This window comes from Phocaeicola sp. GP0067 (assembly GCF_031119655.1).
In the GTDB taxonomy this organism is placed as follows: domain Bacteria; phylum Bacteroidota; class Bacteroidia; order Bacteroidales; family Bacteroidaceae; genus Phocaeicola; species Phocaeicola vulgatus.
The window spans coordinates 26,113-42,206 of record NZ_JAVHZY010000035.1 but is presented as its reverse complement, the minus strand read 5'-3'; the positions used below and the strand labels follow the sequence as shown (position 1 = coordinate 42,206).

At 42.7% G+C, this 16,094-nt stretch carries 11 protein-coding genes and 2 riboswitches; of the genes, 8 read left to right on the top strand and 3 right to left on the bottom strand.

Translation table 11 applies throughout. From position 1 onward, the window contains the following. From RE317_RS18855 to RE317_RS18830, 6 genes are all read left to right on the top strand, one after another. Positions 1-1,332: acyl-CoA carboxylase subunit beta (locus tag RE317_RS18855; RefSeq protein ID WP_130085422.1), on the top strand; the 1,332-nt coding region annotated here is incomplete at its 5' end. 125 nt (positions 1,333-1,457) lie between these two features. After that, positions 1,458-3,146: a putative transporter gene (locus tag RE317_RS18850; RefSeq protein ID WP_005846503.1), complete on the top strand. Its 1,689-nt coding sequence runs from the start codon at positions 1,458-1,460 to the stop codon at positions 3,144-3,146. A 19-nt stretch (positions 3,147-3,165) separates the two neighbouring features. Next, a complete protein-coding gene (locus tag RE317_RS18845) occupies positions 3,166-3,723 on the top strand; it encodes a hypothetical protein (protein ID WP_005846505.1) in 558 nt (185 codons plus the stop codon). Positions 3,724-3,749: 26 nt separating this feature from the next. Next, positions 3,750-3,959, top strand: a complete 210-nt coding sequence (locus RE317_RS18840) for a hypothetical protein (protein WP_005846507.1) — start codon at positions 3,750-3,752, stop codon at positions 3,957-3,959. A gap of 127 nt (positions 3,960-4,086) precedes the next feature. Beyond that, positions 4,087-4,300, top strand: a riboswitch (cobalamin riboswitch). Positions 4,301-4,361: 61 nt separating this feature from the next. Next, positions 4,362-6,881, top strand: a complete 2,520-nt coding sequence (locus tag RE317_RS18835) for a ribonucleoside-diphosphate reductase subunit alpha (RefSeq protein WP_005846509.1) — start codon at positions 4,362-4,364, stop codon at positions 6,879-6,881. A gap of 162 nt (positions 6,882-7,043) precedes the next feature. Further along, positions 7,044-8,093 carry a ribonucleotide-diphosphate reductase subunit beta gene (locus RE317_RS18830; protein ID WP_016271293.1) on the top strand — a complete coding sequence of 350 codons (1,050 nt, stop codon included), beginning with the start codon at positions 7,044-7,046 and terminating at the stop codon, positions 8,091-8,093. Between the two features lie 90 nt (positions 8,094-8,183). On the opposite strand, the gene metF is transcribed toward RE317_RS18830, so the two are convergent. From metF to RE317_RS18815, 3 genes are all read right to left on the bottom strand, one after another. After that, on the bottom strand, positions 8,184-9,137 hold the full coding sequence (gene metF, locus RE317_RS18825) for a methylenetetrahydrofolate reductase [NAD(P)H] (RefSeq protein WP_005846514.1): 954 nt from the start codon (positions 9,135-9,137) through the stop codon (positions 8,184-8,186). Positions 9,138-9,433: 296 nt separating this feature from the next. Next, entirely contained in the window at positions 9,434-11,737 is a 2,304-nt protein-coding gene (locus RE317_RS18820) for a TonB-dependent receptor (protein ID WP_005846516.1), read from the bottom strand. 108 nt (positions 11,738-11,845) lie between these two features. Then, positions 11,846-12,226, bottom strand: coding sequence for a hypothetical protein (locus RE317_RS18815; protein WP_008668708.1), 381 nt, complete (start codon positions 12,224-12,226; stop codon positions 11,846-11,848). A 181-nt stretch (positions 12,227-12,407) separates the two neighbouring features. Continuing rightward, positions 12,408-12,611: riboswitch (cobalamin riboswitch) on the top strand. A 53-nt stretch (positions 12,612-12,664) separates the two neighbouring features. On the opposite strand from RE317_RS18815, the gene RE317_RS18810 reads away from it, so the two are divergent. Both RE317_RS18810 and RE317_RS18805 read left to right on the top strand, forming a co-directional pair. After that, the gene (locus RE317_RS18810) at positions 12,665-14,842 is read left to right on the top strand and encodes a TonB-dependent receptor (protein ID WP_008668706.1); all 2,178 of its coding nucleotides are present in this window, start codon (positions 12,665-12,667) and stop codon (positions 14,840-14,842) included. A gap of 13 nt (positions 14,843-14,855) precedes the next feature. Then, a complete protein-coding gene (locus RE317_RS18805; RefSeq protein WP_005853296.1) occupies positions 14,856-16,013 on the top strand; it encodes an ABC transporter substrate-binding protein in 1,158 nt (385 codons plus the stop codon). The last annotated feature ends 81 nt before the right edge of the window (positions 16,014-16,094 follow it).

Genomic DNA, 16,094 nt, shown 5'->3' with positions numbered 1-16,094 from the left:
AAGAAGCAGATTGCCGGAGATGGTATGGTCACCGGTTACGGAAAGATAGACGGCCGTCCGGTGTTTGTCTATGCATATGATTTTACCGCACATGGCGGCTCGCTGAGCGAGACCAATGCTGCCAAGATTGTAAAGGTTCAGCAACTGGCTTTGAAGACGGGAGCTCCCGTTATCGCCCTGAACGACTCGGGAGGCGCACGCATCCAAGAAGGGGTGAACAGCCTTGCCGGATATGCCTCTATTTTCTATCAGAACACTATCGCCTCAGGTGTTATCCCGCAGATTTCCGCCATCTTGGGTCCTTGTGCCGGAGGAGCCTGCTACTCACCAGCACTAACCGATTTTATCTTTATGGTAAAAGAGAAGAGCCACATGTTCATCACCGGCCCGGATGTGGTGAAGACTGTGACTAACGAGGAGGTGGGCAAGGAGGAACTGGGCGGTGCCTATACCCACAGCAGCAAAAGCGGTGTGACCCATTTTATGTGCGACAATGAGGAGGAAACGCTGATGAGTATCCGCGAATTGCTGAGTTTCCTGCCTTCCAACAATATGGAGGATGCGCCGTTGGTTCCCTGCAACGATGACATCCATCGTCAGGTGGAGGCGTTGCAGACTGTCATTCCCGAAGATCCGAATATGCCTTATGATATAAAGGATATCATCGAACCGGTGCTGGATAACCAGTATTTCTTCGAGGTGATGCCTCACTTTGCTAAAAATGTGGTGGTGGGGTTTGGTCGCCTGGGAGGTCGTTCCGTAGGTATTGTTGCCAATCAGCCCGCCTGGCTGGCCGGCGTCCTTGACATTGACGCCAGTGACAAGGCTGCCCGTTTTATCCGTTTCTGCGACTGCTTTAACATTCCTCTGATCACTTTCGAGGATGTTCCCGGCTTCCTGCCCGGAACAATACAGGAACACAACGGCATCATCCGCCACGGTGCGAAGATAGTTTATGCATACGCCGAAGCTACAGTGCCCAAGGTAACTTTAATTACCCGTAAAGCTTACGGAGGTGCCTACATTGTCATGTCCAGCAAACCGACGGGAGCCGATGTGAACCTGGCTTATCCACAGGCGGAAATAGCCGTTATGGGAGCTGCGGGAGCTGTAAATATCCTCTATCGGAAATCCACTCCTGAAGAAAAACAAGAAATAATCAAAGATTACGAAGATAAATTCTCTAACCCTTATTGTGCGGCAGAACGCGGCTTGATTGATGAAGTGATTATGCCCCGTGACACCCGCTATAAACTCATTCAGGCTTTGGAAATGTGTCACAACAAAAACCAAAGCAATCCGCCTAAAAAGCACGGCAATATGCCGTTGTAATTGTTCAATGTGTGTGTATCCCCGCAGAAGTGATTTTTCCGGGGATACTTTTACCAACCCACATGATGGGAAATTTTAAATATAAAATGATGACTTAGTTAAAAATAAATATATTTCTTAATACTATGGAACTTCTTAAAAACCTCTTTGAAGGATATCCCAATCTTTGGGGCGGAGGTGTAGCACACTCCGTACTCATTCTGTCACTAGTTATCGCCTTTGGAATTATGCTGGGTAAAATAAAAATATCCGGCATCTCACTTGGTGTCACATGGATTCTTTTTGTCGGTATCGTATTCGGCCATTTCAATCTGAATCTGAATGAACACCTGCTACATTTTCTAAAAGAATTCGGTCTTATTTTGTTCGTCTATTCCATTGGTTTGCAGGTGGGTCCCGGTTTCTTCTCAGCCTTTAAGAAAGGAGGATTTACGCTGAACATGTTGGCTATGGGGGCTATTTTTATCAGTGTAGTCATTACTATCATTTTACATTTTACTACCGGAACTCCCATAACCACCATGGTCGGCATTCTCTCTGGTGCTGTTACCAATACTCCCGGCCTTGGTGCCGCCCAACAGGCAAATAGTGATTTAAATGGCATAGATGCACCGGAGATTGCGATGGGATATGCTGTTGCCTATCCCTTGGGGGTGGTTGGTGCCATTCTCTCATTGCTTGCACTGAAATACATTCTTAATATCAAAACATCACAAGAAGAAGCCGATGCCGAAAAAGGATTGGGACATTTACAGGAACTGACCGTACGCCCCGTTACATTAGAGATAAAAAATGAAGCAATACATGGGAAGACCATTAAGGAAATACGTCCTTTGGTAAACCGCAACTTCGTCATTTCGCGCATACGCCATCATGACGGACAGCAGGAAGTGGAACTAGTAAATTCAGAAACGATATTACATATTGATGACAAGATTCTGGTTATCTCGAACCCTATTGACATTGAAGCGATTACAGTATTTTTTGGCAAACAGGTAGAAATGGAATGGGAACAGTTAAACAAGAAACTTATCTCACGCCGCATTTTGATAACAAAGCCTGAGTTAAATGGAAAAATGCTCTCACAACTTAAGATACGAAATAACTTCGGTGCGAGCATCACCCGTATCAACCGTTCAGGAGTAGACTTGGTAGCCTCCCCACATTTACAGTTGCAAATGGGCGACCGTGTAACTATAGTTGGTAGTGAACTTGCTGTCACTCATGCCGAAAAGGTTTTGGGAAACTCCATGAAGAGACTGAATCATCCCAATCTTATCCCCATTTTTTTCGGCATCGCATTAGGATGTATCTTGGGAAGTATTCCATTTATGTTTCCAGGTATTCCACAACCAGTAAAACTTGGTCTAGCAGGTGGACCGCTTATTGTATCCATTCTTATCAGTCGTTTCGGTCCTCAATATAAAATGATTACATACACCACGATGAGTGCTAACTTGATGATAAGAGAAATCGGGATTTCCTTATTCCTAGCTTGTGTAGGGTTGGGAGCCGGGAAAGATTTTATAGAGACAATTGTAAATGAAGGTGGATATATTTGGATTATGTATGGAGCTATTATTACGACCGTACCATTAATCATAACGGGGCTCATTGGGCGTTATGCCTGTAAATTAAACTATTATACCCTTATTGGTGTATTATCAGGAGCAAATACTAATCCGCCTGCCCTCGCCTATTCCAATGATCTGACTTCATGTGACGCTCCGGCCGTGGGATATGCCACCGTATATCCGCTTGCTATGTTCCTACGCGTACTTACGGCTCAATTATTGATACTCTCATTAGGTTAAACTTTAAAATTCTTTAAATATGTACCAACAAGAAACGATTACCAAAGAACTACATTTACAGTTAAGTGATGAAGATTTGGCACAGTTCGAACTTGATGCCAAAGAAACGGAACGTCTCGGACACATCGGCACCCACATGGATTGCTATATGGAAGCTCCCCGCTATAAAGAATATGTAACAGATGCCGTCGTGGTAGATTGTCGGAACGGACTACCAGCCGACGAATACTTTAATAACTTGGACATAGAAGGTAAAGCATTGGTTTTATATACCGGCAATATGGCAACCAACGACTATGCAACCAAAGACTTCTTTATGTTTGACATGAAGCTTAATTGGGACTCTCTGGCTGCATTACTTTATAACCATCCAAAGTTTATTCTTATTGACTCACATGGGTTAGGCATGTTTTCACAACACCGGTTATTCGATATGGAATGTGAGAAAAACGGTTGTTTTCTTATTATGTGCCTGATGCTTGAAGGAGAAGAAATATTGAATATAAAAAAATTAAAGATTGAAATTGACAAGGAAATGCCTTCCACTGGAAAGCCATGTCGTGTCTATGGATTCTAAAAAAAGAAAAACATAACTTCATTTAAATGGATAAGACAGCCGAAACTTTGATAGATGTCAGTGGATTTATTTCTGAATATTCCGCTCACATGATGGGATGTGGTGTACATACTTCACGAGTGATACGCAGTGCCAATCGCATTGGGGAATCATTCGGTTATATGGTAAAAATCAGTGTCATTCAGAAAAAGAAAAGACGAGATCGAAAAGCAAGTATATCAATTGGTTACTCATAACAATAGTAGCTGTGCTGCTTGGAAGCATGGTAGTAGAACTTGTCCAAAATGTTTAATACCATCCAACTTTTATAAATCATTTCTGATTTTTAAACTAACTCAATGCTGTAATAATTCCAATTTCCATTATCTTTGTTCCCGAATCGGTTCCGAATAGATGTCCTCTATCCGGATTAAAAGGGAATCGGGTGTAAATCCCGGACAGTCCCGCTGCTGTGAAACTCCGATAAAATTTCCGATACGTACCTATTGCCACTGCCTGACTCCACATAACGAGAACGCGGGAAGGCATCGGAAATGAGGAGCCAGTCAGAAGACCTGCCATTCATCAAAGGCCGTTTCTACTCGTGGGGTTAGGGAAGCGGTACGAAAATATACAATAATTCATACCAACAGCATCTCATGCAAATAATTAAAAGGAATGGGACAACAGAATCCTACGACAGGGAAAAAATAGCCGTTGCCATACGGAAAAGTTTTATCAGTACCCAAAAAGAAATAACAGATGAAGCTGTCTACACCATAGTAGATGAAGTGGAACAATTTCTGCATCAAAACGAAGCAAATCGTAGTGTAGAACGCATTCAGGACGAAGTGGAACGTAGCTTGATGGAACATGGCTTTTACGCAGAAGCCAAAAACTATATACTTTACCGTTGGCAGCGCACAGAAAGAAGAAAAGTCCTCAGTCAAATCATTACCGGAACCGGTGATGATACTATAGCAAATATACTGAAAGAGATACAAAAAGACTTCTCCGGGAAGGAATATAGTCTAACCTTTCTCGCAGAGAAATTCACAAGTTTCTGTAAACCGGATATGACATCCGGGGAACGGTTGGCGGCACTTGTCAAAGCGGCTGTAGAACTGACAACACAAGAAACTCCCGACTGGGAATTCATTGCAGCGCGTCTGCTGAATTTCCGATTGACAAAGAAACTGACCGAACAGGCGGAAGCTGCCGGCATCTTTTCATTTTATGATAAATTACGCTACCTCACCGACGAGGGCTTGTATGGTAATTATATCTTGGCCTCCTATACTCCACAGGAGATAGAAACGGCAGCCGGCTTCATGTGTCCCGAACGTGACAAGCTTTTCAATTATTCAGGACTGGATCTGCTTGCCAAACGTTATCTGATCCGTACCCGTTCACACGAACCTATAGAGTCTGTGCAGGAAATGTATTTAGGGATTGCCCTTCATCTCGCTATGCCCGAAAAACAGAACAGACTGCAATGGGTAAAAAAGTTCTATGATATATTAAGTCGTCTGGAAGTCACAATGGCCACTCCTACCCTGGCAAATGCCCGAAAACCTTATCACCAGTTATCCAGTTGCTTCATTGATACAGTGCCCGATAGTCTGGAAGGCATTTACCGCAGCTTAGACAATTTTGCGATGGTAAGCAAATTTGGAGGAGGAATGGGAATGTACTTTGGCAAAGTTCGTGCCGCAGGTGGAAACATACGCGGATTCAAAGGTGTGGCCGGAGGTGTAATCCGATGGATGAAACTGGTGAATGACACTGCTGTAGCCGTTGACCAGTTAGGTATGCGTCAGGGAGCCGTAGCCGTCTATCTGGATGTATGGCACAAAGACTTGCCTGAGTTTCTGCAACTCCGGACCAATAATGGAGATGACCGGATGAAAGCGCACGACATCTTCCCCGCCGTATGCTATCCGGACTTATTCTGGCGTATGGCGAAACGGGATTTAAACCAGCAATGGCATTTATTCTGCCCCAATGAAATAATGACCGTCAAAGGATACTGTCTGGAAGACTACTACGGAGAGGAATGGGAACAAAGATACATGGATTGCGTAAATGACTCCCGACTCTCCAAGCGCAGCATGAGCATCAAAGATATCGTCAGACTGATACTGCGTTCGGCTGTAGAAACAGGTACTCCCTTTACATTCAATCGTGACACCGTGAACCGTGCCAATCCCAATGCGCACCGGGGAATCATTTATTGCTCCAATCTTTGCACGGAAATAGCACAAAACATGTCCTCCATTGAAACAGTTTCTACAGAGATATGTACGGAAGATGGTGATACAGTGGTAGTCAAAACAATCCGGCCCGGAGACTTTGTGGTATGTAATCTTGCCAGCCTTTCATTAGGACATTTGCCCTTGGAGGATGAAAAACAAATGAAAGAAAAGGTGGCAACTGTAGTACGGGCATTGGATAATGTGATTGAACTGAACTTTTATCCGATTCCTTTTGCTCAGATTACCAATCATCGCTACCGCAGTATCGGCTTGGGAGTCAGCGGCTATCATCATGCTCTTGCTGTTCGCGGCATTCGTTGGGAAAGCGAGGAACATCTCAGTTTTATGGATAAAGTTTTCGAACGTATCAACTATGCTGCCATAGCAGCAAGTAGCGAACTGGCAAAAGAAAAAGGGGCCTATCATTATTTTGAAGGCAGCGACTGGCAGACCGGAGCTTATTTTATAAAACGGGGTTACAATTCGCCAGAATGGAAAGCATTGGCTGTAAAGGTTTCCACACAAGGAATGAGAAATGCCTATCTTCTTGCCATTGCCCCCACCAGCAGCACCAGTATCATTGCCGGAACCACTGCCGGAACAGATCCGGTAATGAAACGTTTCTTCTTGGAAGAAAAGAAAGGAGCCATGCTGCCACGTGTTGCACCGGCATTGTCCGATAAGACCTATTGGATATATAAAAGTGCTTATCTGACAGATCAGACATGGAGTATCCGTGCCGCAGGGATCCGGCAGTTACATATAGACCAGGCGCAAAGTCTGAATCTATACATTACCAATGAATTTACCCTGAGACAAGTATTAAACCTGTATTTGCTGGCATGGGAATGTGGCGTAAAAACAGTATATTATGTCCGCAGCAAATCATTGGAAGTAGAAGAATGTGAAAGCTGTGCTTCCTGATCTTTTCGTAAACACTCCAGTACTGAATTGTCATGCTAAAACATTTCTTGTAGGGGCACCATGCTTGCGCCCCTACAAGAAATGAATAACAAATTTATTTTTAATATACAGCCTTGAGTTAGCAGTAAAACAAGAAGACAGAATATAAAACAACAATAAATCATGAATACAATAAAATTAAAAAAGAATGCCCTTTTCAATCCTGAGGGAGATACCGACCTCCGTCACAGAAGAATGATTGGAGGAAACACCACCAATTTGAATGATTTCAATAATATGCGCTACAAATGGGTTAGTGACTGGTATCGTCAGGCCATGAATAATTTTTGGATTCCCGAAGAAATCAATCTCACCCAAGACACCAAGGATTATCCTCACCTGGACCAGGCAGAACGCACCGCCTATGATAAAATCCTGAGTTTTTTAGTGTTCCTTGATTCTTTACAAAGCAATAATCTGCCCACCATCAGCGAATACATCACAGCCAATGAAGTTAATCTATGCCTCCATATCCAAGCCTTTCAGGAATGTGTACACAGCCAAAGCTACAGTTACATGCTGGATTCTATCTGTAGCCCCGAAAAGCGTAACGAGATCCTTTACCAATGGAAGACAGACGGACACCTGCTGAAAAGAAATACCTTTATAGGCAATTGCTATAACGAATTCCAGGAAAGTCAGGATGGATTCACATTGATGAAAACCCTTATCGCCAACTATATATTGGAAGGAATCTATTTCTATAGCGGATTCATGTTTTTCTATAACTTGAGCCGTAATGGAAAAATGTCAGGTTCCGCACAAGAAATCCGATATATCAATCGAGATGAAAACACGCATCTGTGGTTATTCCGCAACATTATTCTGGAATTAAAGAAAGAGAAACCGGATTTATTCACTCCCGATAAAGTAAAAATATATGAATACATGATGCGTGAGGGGGTCAAGCAGGAAATAGAATGGGGACAATATGTAATAGGAGACAATATACAGGGACTCAACCGGAAAATGATAGAAGATTATATTCAATATTTAGGCAATCTCCGTTGGAGTAGTTTAGGTTTTGGCCCTCTGTACGAAGAAAACCATAAAGAGCCGGAAAGCATGCACTGGGTATCTCAATATTCCAATGCCAATATGGTAAAGACTGATTTTTTTGAAGCAAAGAGTACGGCTTATGCCAAAAGCACAGCTTTGGAAGATGACTTATAACCCATTTACAAAATAATTTTGCTCCGCATCTTAAACCGTTAAGATACGGAGCAATAAATGACCTGACAGAAACATTTCCATTAAAGACTATCAATAAACAGCTGTCGCCACCTCTTTCACATTATCCACCGCACCCACTGTATAAAAATGTATCCCCGGAACCCCATATGCTATCAGCTCCCGGCATTGATTGATACACCACTCTATGCCTAATGCACGCGCTTCTTTATCATCCTTGCATTTCATTGCTTCCACAACCAATTCCTGTGGTAAATCCACATTGAATGTTTTAGGAATAACACTGAGTTGTGATAGCTTGGAAAAAGGTTTGATGCCCGGTACGATAGGAACATTAATCCCCTCTTTTCTTGCACGCTCCACAAAGTCAACGTATTTTCGGTTATCATAAAACATTTGTGTCACTACATAATCGGCTCCGGCTTCCACTTTCTTTTTTAACCAATATAAATCTTGTTCCATGTTGGGAGATTCCTCATGCTTCTCCGGATAGCCTGCCACCCCATAACGAAAAGGAGTTAAAGGAGCCTGAATCGGCGTTCCATCAATAAATTTGCCTTCATTAAAAGCATTGATCTGCTCTTCCAACTCCAAAGCATGGGCATAACCATCTTTCTCGGGAACAAAAGAAGATTCATCTTTTGCCTTGTCACCCCGGAGTACCAACAGATTAGTAATACCTAAGAATTGCAAATCAAGCAATATATATTCCGTATCTTCACGCGAGAAACCACTGCACAAAATATGCGGTACAACAGTAATATCATATTTATTATGTATAGCCGCAGCCACCGCTACCGTACCCGGACGCCGCCGATAACGATTACGTTCATATAAACCACCCCCCAACTCGCGATACACATATTCGCTGCGATGAGTGGTAATATTGACATAAAGAGGATCAAACTCCCGTAATGTATCTATTGTAGCATATAGTTTTTCAATTCCAGTACCTTTCAACGGTGGAAGAACCTCGAAAGAAAATGCTGTTTTCTTTTCCTTATTTATCAACTCAGCAATACCCATCTTTTTTGACCTTTTTACTTATTAATTCCGATAAATCCATATAACAGACAGCTATATAGAAGATTTATCTTTATATTAATCACATTTCAGATTTATTTCTTCACAAAGATAGGAATAGCAGATTTTACATCCAATAAATCATTTTATTTTAGATAATTATTCTAAATAAAGAGTATCAAAAGAATTATTATCTAAAATAACCTGTTCGAAAGTCCTATAACAGGTTATTTATTCTATGACGCAAATTGCCGGGAGAGGGCGGACAGCGCTCCTCTCCCGGCAATAATATATACAAATTAAAAACTCAATTTCACTCCGGCAAAGTAAGAACGCGGCATACCCGGTCCATAAATGTAACCGGAATCACGTTTTGCCCCCCGGTCAAAGTCACTTTGATACGCATTAAAGATATTATGTACTCCAGCATTGACCTGCATGGTTATGCCTTTATACAAATTGAAATCATAACCGGCTTTCAGATTCAATTCAAAGAAATCAGGTGTATTCACAGCAATGTCCTTATCAATAAAACCTGCTTTATGTTCTACCATCATACTACCGGTATAAGTACCGGATAATGCAATAGTCATCGGTACGAAAGGGTTGTATGACAAAGTGAAATATCCATAAGTATTCGGAGTACGGAACATTTTTTTCTCCATCGGAACCGTTTCATCATCACTCCATGCACGTGCCTGCTTGTATTCGGCCTTCTGCATGGTAACGCCGGCCTGCAATTGAAGTAAGGAACGGTAAGCAATCTTTCCTTCCAAAGTCAAACCATATACCTTAGCTCCTTTCTCGTTATACCGTTCATTGATAATAATACCGTCACGCTCTCCTTTCTGACGTAAGGCAAATACGTCTGAAAGCGAAGTATAAAAACCTTCTATAAGCAAGTTTCCCTGAAAATCTCCCCAACGATGATACAAATCTCCCGATATACTCAGACTTTGTGATTTTTCTTCTGTCAAGTCTTTTGCCAGTTCAATCATAGACACAGTTCCACCTACATTTTCTATATGCAAATCTTCATCAAAGGCCTGAGGTGCACGGAATCCGAAAGAATAGCTGGCACGCAGGTTCATATTTTCGGTCGGATTGTAACGAAGATTAGCACGCGGACTGAAGATTACATGATCCACCATATTATGTTTATCCAAACGCCCTCCAAGTAAAAAGCTCCACTGCTTGTTCTTCCATTCATTCTGGAAAAATGCACTGGCTATACGGACTTCTTGTTTGGTATAACGGTTATACCCCCACATATCATCCGTCAAGTTATCCTGATTATATTCCAGTCCTCCGGTAAAATCGGCAGGCATAAAGAAACATTTATCAAAACTATAGATATACTGCGATCCTGTGACCCAGGTAAAATCCGTGGTCGCGCCATACGCATTCACATCTTGTCCTCCACCATAATAACTGTCGCGTCCTGTATGCTGTGCAGAAGCATATACACTCAGCCGCTGTTTCTCATCCGGAGAGAAATAATCAAATTTTGCTCCCCCGCTATTGATAGTATGCTGCAATTGTTCGGCTATATCCGCTTCATGGGGAGGTCGGTTCAGTTTATTCCCGCCACGACGGAACTCACTGAGATGATGATATTCAAAAGTCAGTTTTGAATATGTACTTGTTTTGATAAAAGAACGAAAACCGACTGTCTGATTTTTCAGTTTTGGCAATTCGGTGTAGCCATCGCCATCATTGTCATAACCGCTTCTTTCTCTGTTCTGTCCAAAAATATACAATCCTGCCTTATGATTATCAGTCACTAACGAAGCATTCAGTGTCGTATTATTATCCCAAGAAGAAGTACCGCCTATGCCTGTCAGAGTATGTGTCAACTGCCCTGAGTTCCGTACAGGCTCCTTGGTGATTATATTAATGGTTCCCGCAATGGCTGAAGAACCGAACAAAGCCGAACCTCCTCCGCGCATCACCTCTACACGCTCAATCATATTGGCAGGTATCTGTTCCAATCCATATACACCGGCCAAGGCACTGAATATAGGACGCGAGTCAATCAATATCTGCGTATAAGGGCCATCCAACCCATTGATACGTACTTGCTGGAAACCACAGTTCTGACAATTATTCTCGACCCGCACTCCGGGCTGAAAATTCAGTCCTTGCGACAAGGTGGAGGAATTAGTGTTCTCAAACACTTTCACATCCATCACATTAACCAACGTAGGTGCCATGCGGCGGGTGGTCTCACTACGATTGGCAGACACCACCACTCCGTCCAATGCTATCAAATCCTCTTCTATCTCGAAGTTCTCCTCCAAAGTTTTCCCTTTTCTTAAAGTTACTTTCCGGCTGACCGTCTTGTAACCGACAGCACTTACCTCCATGGTAAATTCTCCTTCAGGCAGATTTTTAAGGAAATAGTGTCCACTGGCGTCAGTCATAGTTCCTATGGTAGTTCCTTTCAGCGATACGCTGATAAAAGAAAGATGCTCTTCCGTATTCTTATCCAATACATGACCTATGATATTGGCATCGGACTTATTCAATTCATTGGCGTGCACAGCCGATGATGAGAGTAGAAAACACACTGCTCCCATCAAGAAAAATATATATTTCTTCATGTGTTGTTATTCTGTTTATTAATAAATAAAAGGATAGCAGTCAGAAGAATGAATCCGCAAACAGATAATGTAACGGAAAATCACTCCACCAACATAAAAATATACTATTTAACAAACAGCGGGAGGCGCACGCAAATACATGCCACAACCGGTTCGTATCAGTTTGATGCGTTCTACAGCCGGCACAGCCAGCAAACACAGCAATGCCCAAAAGACCGTTGTGGAAGACGGAGTGAACAAACTACCGGAAGCAGCAAAAGAAGAAAGGAAAAAGATAGTTTCCAATTCCACTTCCGTATGTTGATGCTCCCCTTTAAACGGATGCGAGTGTACGATAATCACCCCATTTACCACATGCGAGTGAGTAAAAAGGGTAATACCTCCCAAATAGGCAATAAATATCAGTGGAAGGAAAAGCTTTAGAATATGAATCAAATGCTTCTTCATCGTAACGGGAGCAAAGATAGAACTATTTCCAATAGCAGTCAATACCTATTAATAGTAGTTATGGATTTAAAACCGGAAACAAGCCTCTCATCCTGCCAAAGAAAATGCCCATTCGTCCTTAGTTGTCCCTTCCTTATATATTAAGAAGCCTATAAATCAGTATCAAACATCACAAAATGTTTCTTTTATTTTCAGAATCCCAAAAGATTTTAAAATAAAACCCTACCTTTGCATCAGATTTGGTGATGTAAGTACTTTCCGTATTTGCATAAAAGGGAATTCGGTCATAGAATCCGAAGCAGTGCCCGCTACTGTGAAACCCGTCAATGAAAAGCAACTCTCGCCATGCCACTGTTTCCTTTGTAAGAAATGGGAAGGCGCTTTTCAGGGTGAAGCCAGGAAACCTGCCAGGTCTGAACATAGATAATTCACGCTTTCCCGGGGCCAGGAAAGCTAATTATTAATTCTTAAATTATTTCGATGAAAAAGAAATGTTTACTGACAGCCTTATTCGGCTGCATGGTGGTGTGTGCGTCCGCCCAGATATCGTTAAGTGGAAAAGTAGTGGATGCCCGTACAGGAAAGCCGGTGGAAGGCGCTAACGTACGTTTGGAACAAACTACAATAGGATGTGCTACCAATCCTAAAGGAGAATTTTTGTTGAAAGACATCAAAGAGGGAACGTATACCCTGCGTACCAGTTGCCTGAATTATGCTCCTGTCACTCAGAAAGTCAGTCAAAGTCAAAAAGAAATGGTGATAAGGCTGAAAAGTACCACTTTCAACATGGATCAGGTAGTGGTAACCGGAACCGGAACTCACCACAAGCTGAAAGACAGCCCTGTACCCGTAGAGGTCATTTCCCAACGTGATCTGCAAAATGCCAATCCATCCAGTTTCCAAGATGCCTTGGTGAAACTGGTTCCCTCTATCTCGGTGCAAACCACCGCTATGGGAACAACCCTATACGTAAACGGACTGCCTGATAAATACCTCCTCGTATTAATTAACGGTAAAAAAGTAGCCGGAGATATTTCGGGATCTATAGATTACGACCGGATCAATATGGATGTCGTAAAACGTATTGAAGTATTGAAAGGAGCATCTTCCGCCCTTTATGGCAGTGACGCCATCGCAGGAGTAATCAATATCATTACCGATGATCCTAAATCTGCATTGAATGTATCTTCCAATACCCGTGTAAGTTCTCACGGACGAATTTCAGAATCAGTCAACGCAGACGCCAATGATGGAAAATTATCCGCACACTTGAACTATAATTACCGCACTTCGGATGGATGGCAACTGAATCCGTATGAGGAAAGCAAGGGAGAACTGGTGGAAACCACAAAGAAACCGGTCTATAAGAATCATTCGCATAATGTGAGCCAAACCTTGAGCTACGCAGCCACAGAGCGTTTAAGCCTTCATTTGAACGGTAATCTTTTTATCAGCGAGAACGACCGTACCGGAGCCTACGATTACAACAACCGGCATCAGTCCTATACAGTGGGTGGAACAGCCAAATATCTGTTGGCTAAGCGGGCTTCATATATAGAAGGGAATATAAGCACCACCAATTTCCGTTCTTTTTATGACTATATAAATGATGCAAAAACGCATAAAACCGGTGACGAAGTCCTCAGTAAAGACCAGACTTACACCAATGCCAATCTAAAAGGTGTATTCAAGACTCACGAGAACAATACACTTTTTACCGGACTGGACTATGTATTCGAAGGCTTGGAGCCGACTGAAACCAGCAAGATGCTGAATAATGAATACCAAAGTGTTTATACACTGGCAGCATACGTACAGGACGAAGTAAAACTACTGGATGCAATCAGCGTAGTGGCAGGTATACGGTATGCCTATAATGAAAAGTTTAAAAGCCAGTTCACGCCCAAACTATCCTTGATGTACCAATATTCAGGACTGAATGTACGTGCATCCTACGCTGCCGGATTCCGTTCACCTACCTTGCAACAAATGTATGCCGTTTCTGAAAGCCGTGGACAAATCACGGTCGGAGACCCTGACCTGGACCCGGAAAAGAGCAATTTCTATAATTTGAATATAGAATACAATCATCGTTTGTTCTCCATTGCCGCGTCCATTTATCAGAATGACCTGAAAGACAAGATCGAAGCGGAAGATATAGGAACAACGCCCGAAGATATTGAAAACGGCATCACTCGCAGACGCCAGTACCGCAATATAGAAAAGGCACGTGTGAAAGGCTTTGACATAGGTTTTTCAGTCCGTCCCTTCACAGGCTTCATGTTCGGAGCAAACTATATTTACACGGACGGGCGCAACCGTACGGAAGACATCCGTTTGGAAAGAACAGTACATCACTCGGGTAATTTCAATGCCAGCTGGCGAAAAACATGGAATGATTATACATTCAATATTGCAATCAACGGACGCTATCAAGGTACACGCTGGTCTAAAACTTACGGTGACGCCCCCGCCCACCAGCTTTGGGATATCAACACACGCCATTCATTCAATTTAAAATCTGTTGCTCTGGAACCCGCCGTCGGAGTTGAAAACATTTTCAATTACACAGATGACCGTCCTTATAACAGTAATTATGCAACTCTGACACCGGGACGCTCTTTCTATGTCAGTCTGCTGGTTCGTTTCAAGCAATAAAACTATTTTTAGCATGACCTCTAAAACCAGACTTGTCTATCTGCTCATAACAACTTTCTGCCTGGCAGGTTGCGGCTATAAAAGCCGCAACCCGGTGAGTGAAAACGGGCTACCTTCCGCAGATACCATACAAACAGCCCTGGCCCCCCGTTATGCCAAAGGCTTCAAAATAACTGTTCGTCCGGATGGAGTAAAGCTTCTGTCCATCTCGGAGCCGAACAATAACCATGCAATACCCGAACTTTTCGCCTTAGTTCCTAAAGGAACAAAAGCCGAGATACCCGATGGCTATACCGTTATTCCGACTCCGACAGACAGAGTGATCTGCATGACCACGCCGCAACTGGCAGGTTTTACCGGTCTGAACGCTTATGACAAAGTGGTAGCGACAAGTACCACCCGCCGGATGCAGAATAAGGAATGGCTTGCCCGATTAAAAGACGGACGGGTGAAAAAGATAGGAATGGAAGGAAACTTTGATACGGAAATTATCATTGCATCCCAACCCGATATCATTTTCGTATCTCCCAACCGCCGGGGAGGGTATGAAGTGATGAAAGAGCTGAACATCCCTCTGGTTCCCTATTGGGCTTTCAAGGAAACATCACCATTGGGGCTGTCCGAATGGATCAAGGTAGCAGGTATGTTTATCGGTAAAGAGGAAGAGGCATGCCAATTATTTGCACAAATGGAACAACGCTATAACCTGTTGAAAGCCAAAGTTTCCAATGTAAAACAGCGTCCCAGTGTATTCAGTGGAGAAATGAGAAGAGATACCTGGTATGTACCCGGAGGACAAAGTTTCTATGCCCGCTTGTTCGCCGACGCAGGGGCCGATTACTTTATGAAGGATAATAGTGAAACAGGAGGTGTACTCATGGATTTTGAAACCGTATACGCCAAAGGATATAATGCCGGCTACTGGAGAGTGATGAATGGTTATAAAGGAGAATTCTCTTATGAAGCATTAAAAGCTTCCAATCCACAATATGCTGATTTCCGGGCTTTTAAAGAAAAGAAGGTTATTTATTGCAATCTGGAATGGATACCTTTGTATGAGAATCTTCCCCTCTCACCCGATGTTCTTCTGAGTGACATGATAAAAGCTTTTCACCCGGAACTACTTCCCGATTATCATCCTGTGTTTTATTCGCTTCTGGAAAAAGAATAAGTATTCCAGTTCTCATGCTTATGGTAACAAACAGTTTTAATCCGGTTTATCTATTTCACTATTACAAAAATGGCTGAAGTC

Excerpts from the sequence above, each read along its gene's own strand:
- RE317_RS18835 (WP_005846509.1), top strand. The coding sequence starts at position 4,362 with ATGCAAATAATTAAAAGGAATGGGACAACAGAATCCTACGACAGGGAA.
- RE317_RS18845 (WP_005846505.1), top strand. The coding sequence starts at position 3,166 with ATGTACCAACAAGAAACGATTACCAAAGAACTACATTTACAGTTAAGT.
- RE317_RS18805 (WP_005853296.1), top strand. The coding sequence starts at position 14,856 with ATGACCTCTAAAACCAGACTTGTCTATCTGCTCATAACAACTTTCTGC.
- RE317_RS18840 (WP_005846507.1), top strand. The coding sequence starts at position 3,750 with ATGGATAAGACAGCCGAAACTTTGATAGATGTCAGTGGATTTATTTCT.
- RE317_RS18810 (WP_008668706.1), top strand. The coding sequence starts at position 12,665 with ATGAAAAAGAAATGTTTACTGACAGCCTTATTCGGCTGCATGGTGGTG.
- RE317_RS18850 (WP_005846503.1), top strand. The coding sequence starts at position 1,458 with ATGGAACTTCTTAAAAACCTCTTTGAAGGATATCCCAATCTTTGGGGC.
- metF (WP_005846514.1), bottom strand. The coding sequence starts at position 9,137 with ATGGGTATTGCTGAGTTGATAAATAAGGAAAAGAAAACAGCATTTTCT.
- RE317_RS18830 (WP_016271293.1), top strand. The coding sequence starts at position 7,044 with ATGAATACAATAAAATTAAAAAAGAATGCCCTTTTCAATCCTGAGGGA.
- RE317_RS18820 (WP_005846516.1), bottom strand. The coding sequence starts at position 11,737 with ATGAAGAAATATATATTTTTCTTGATGGGAGCAGTGTGTTTTCTACTC.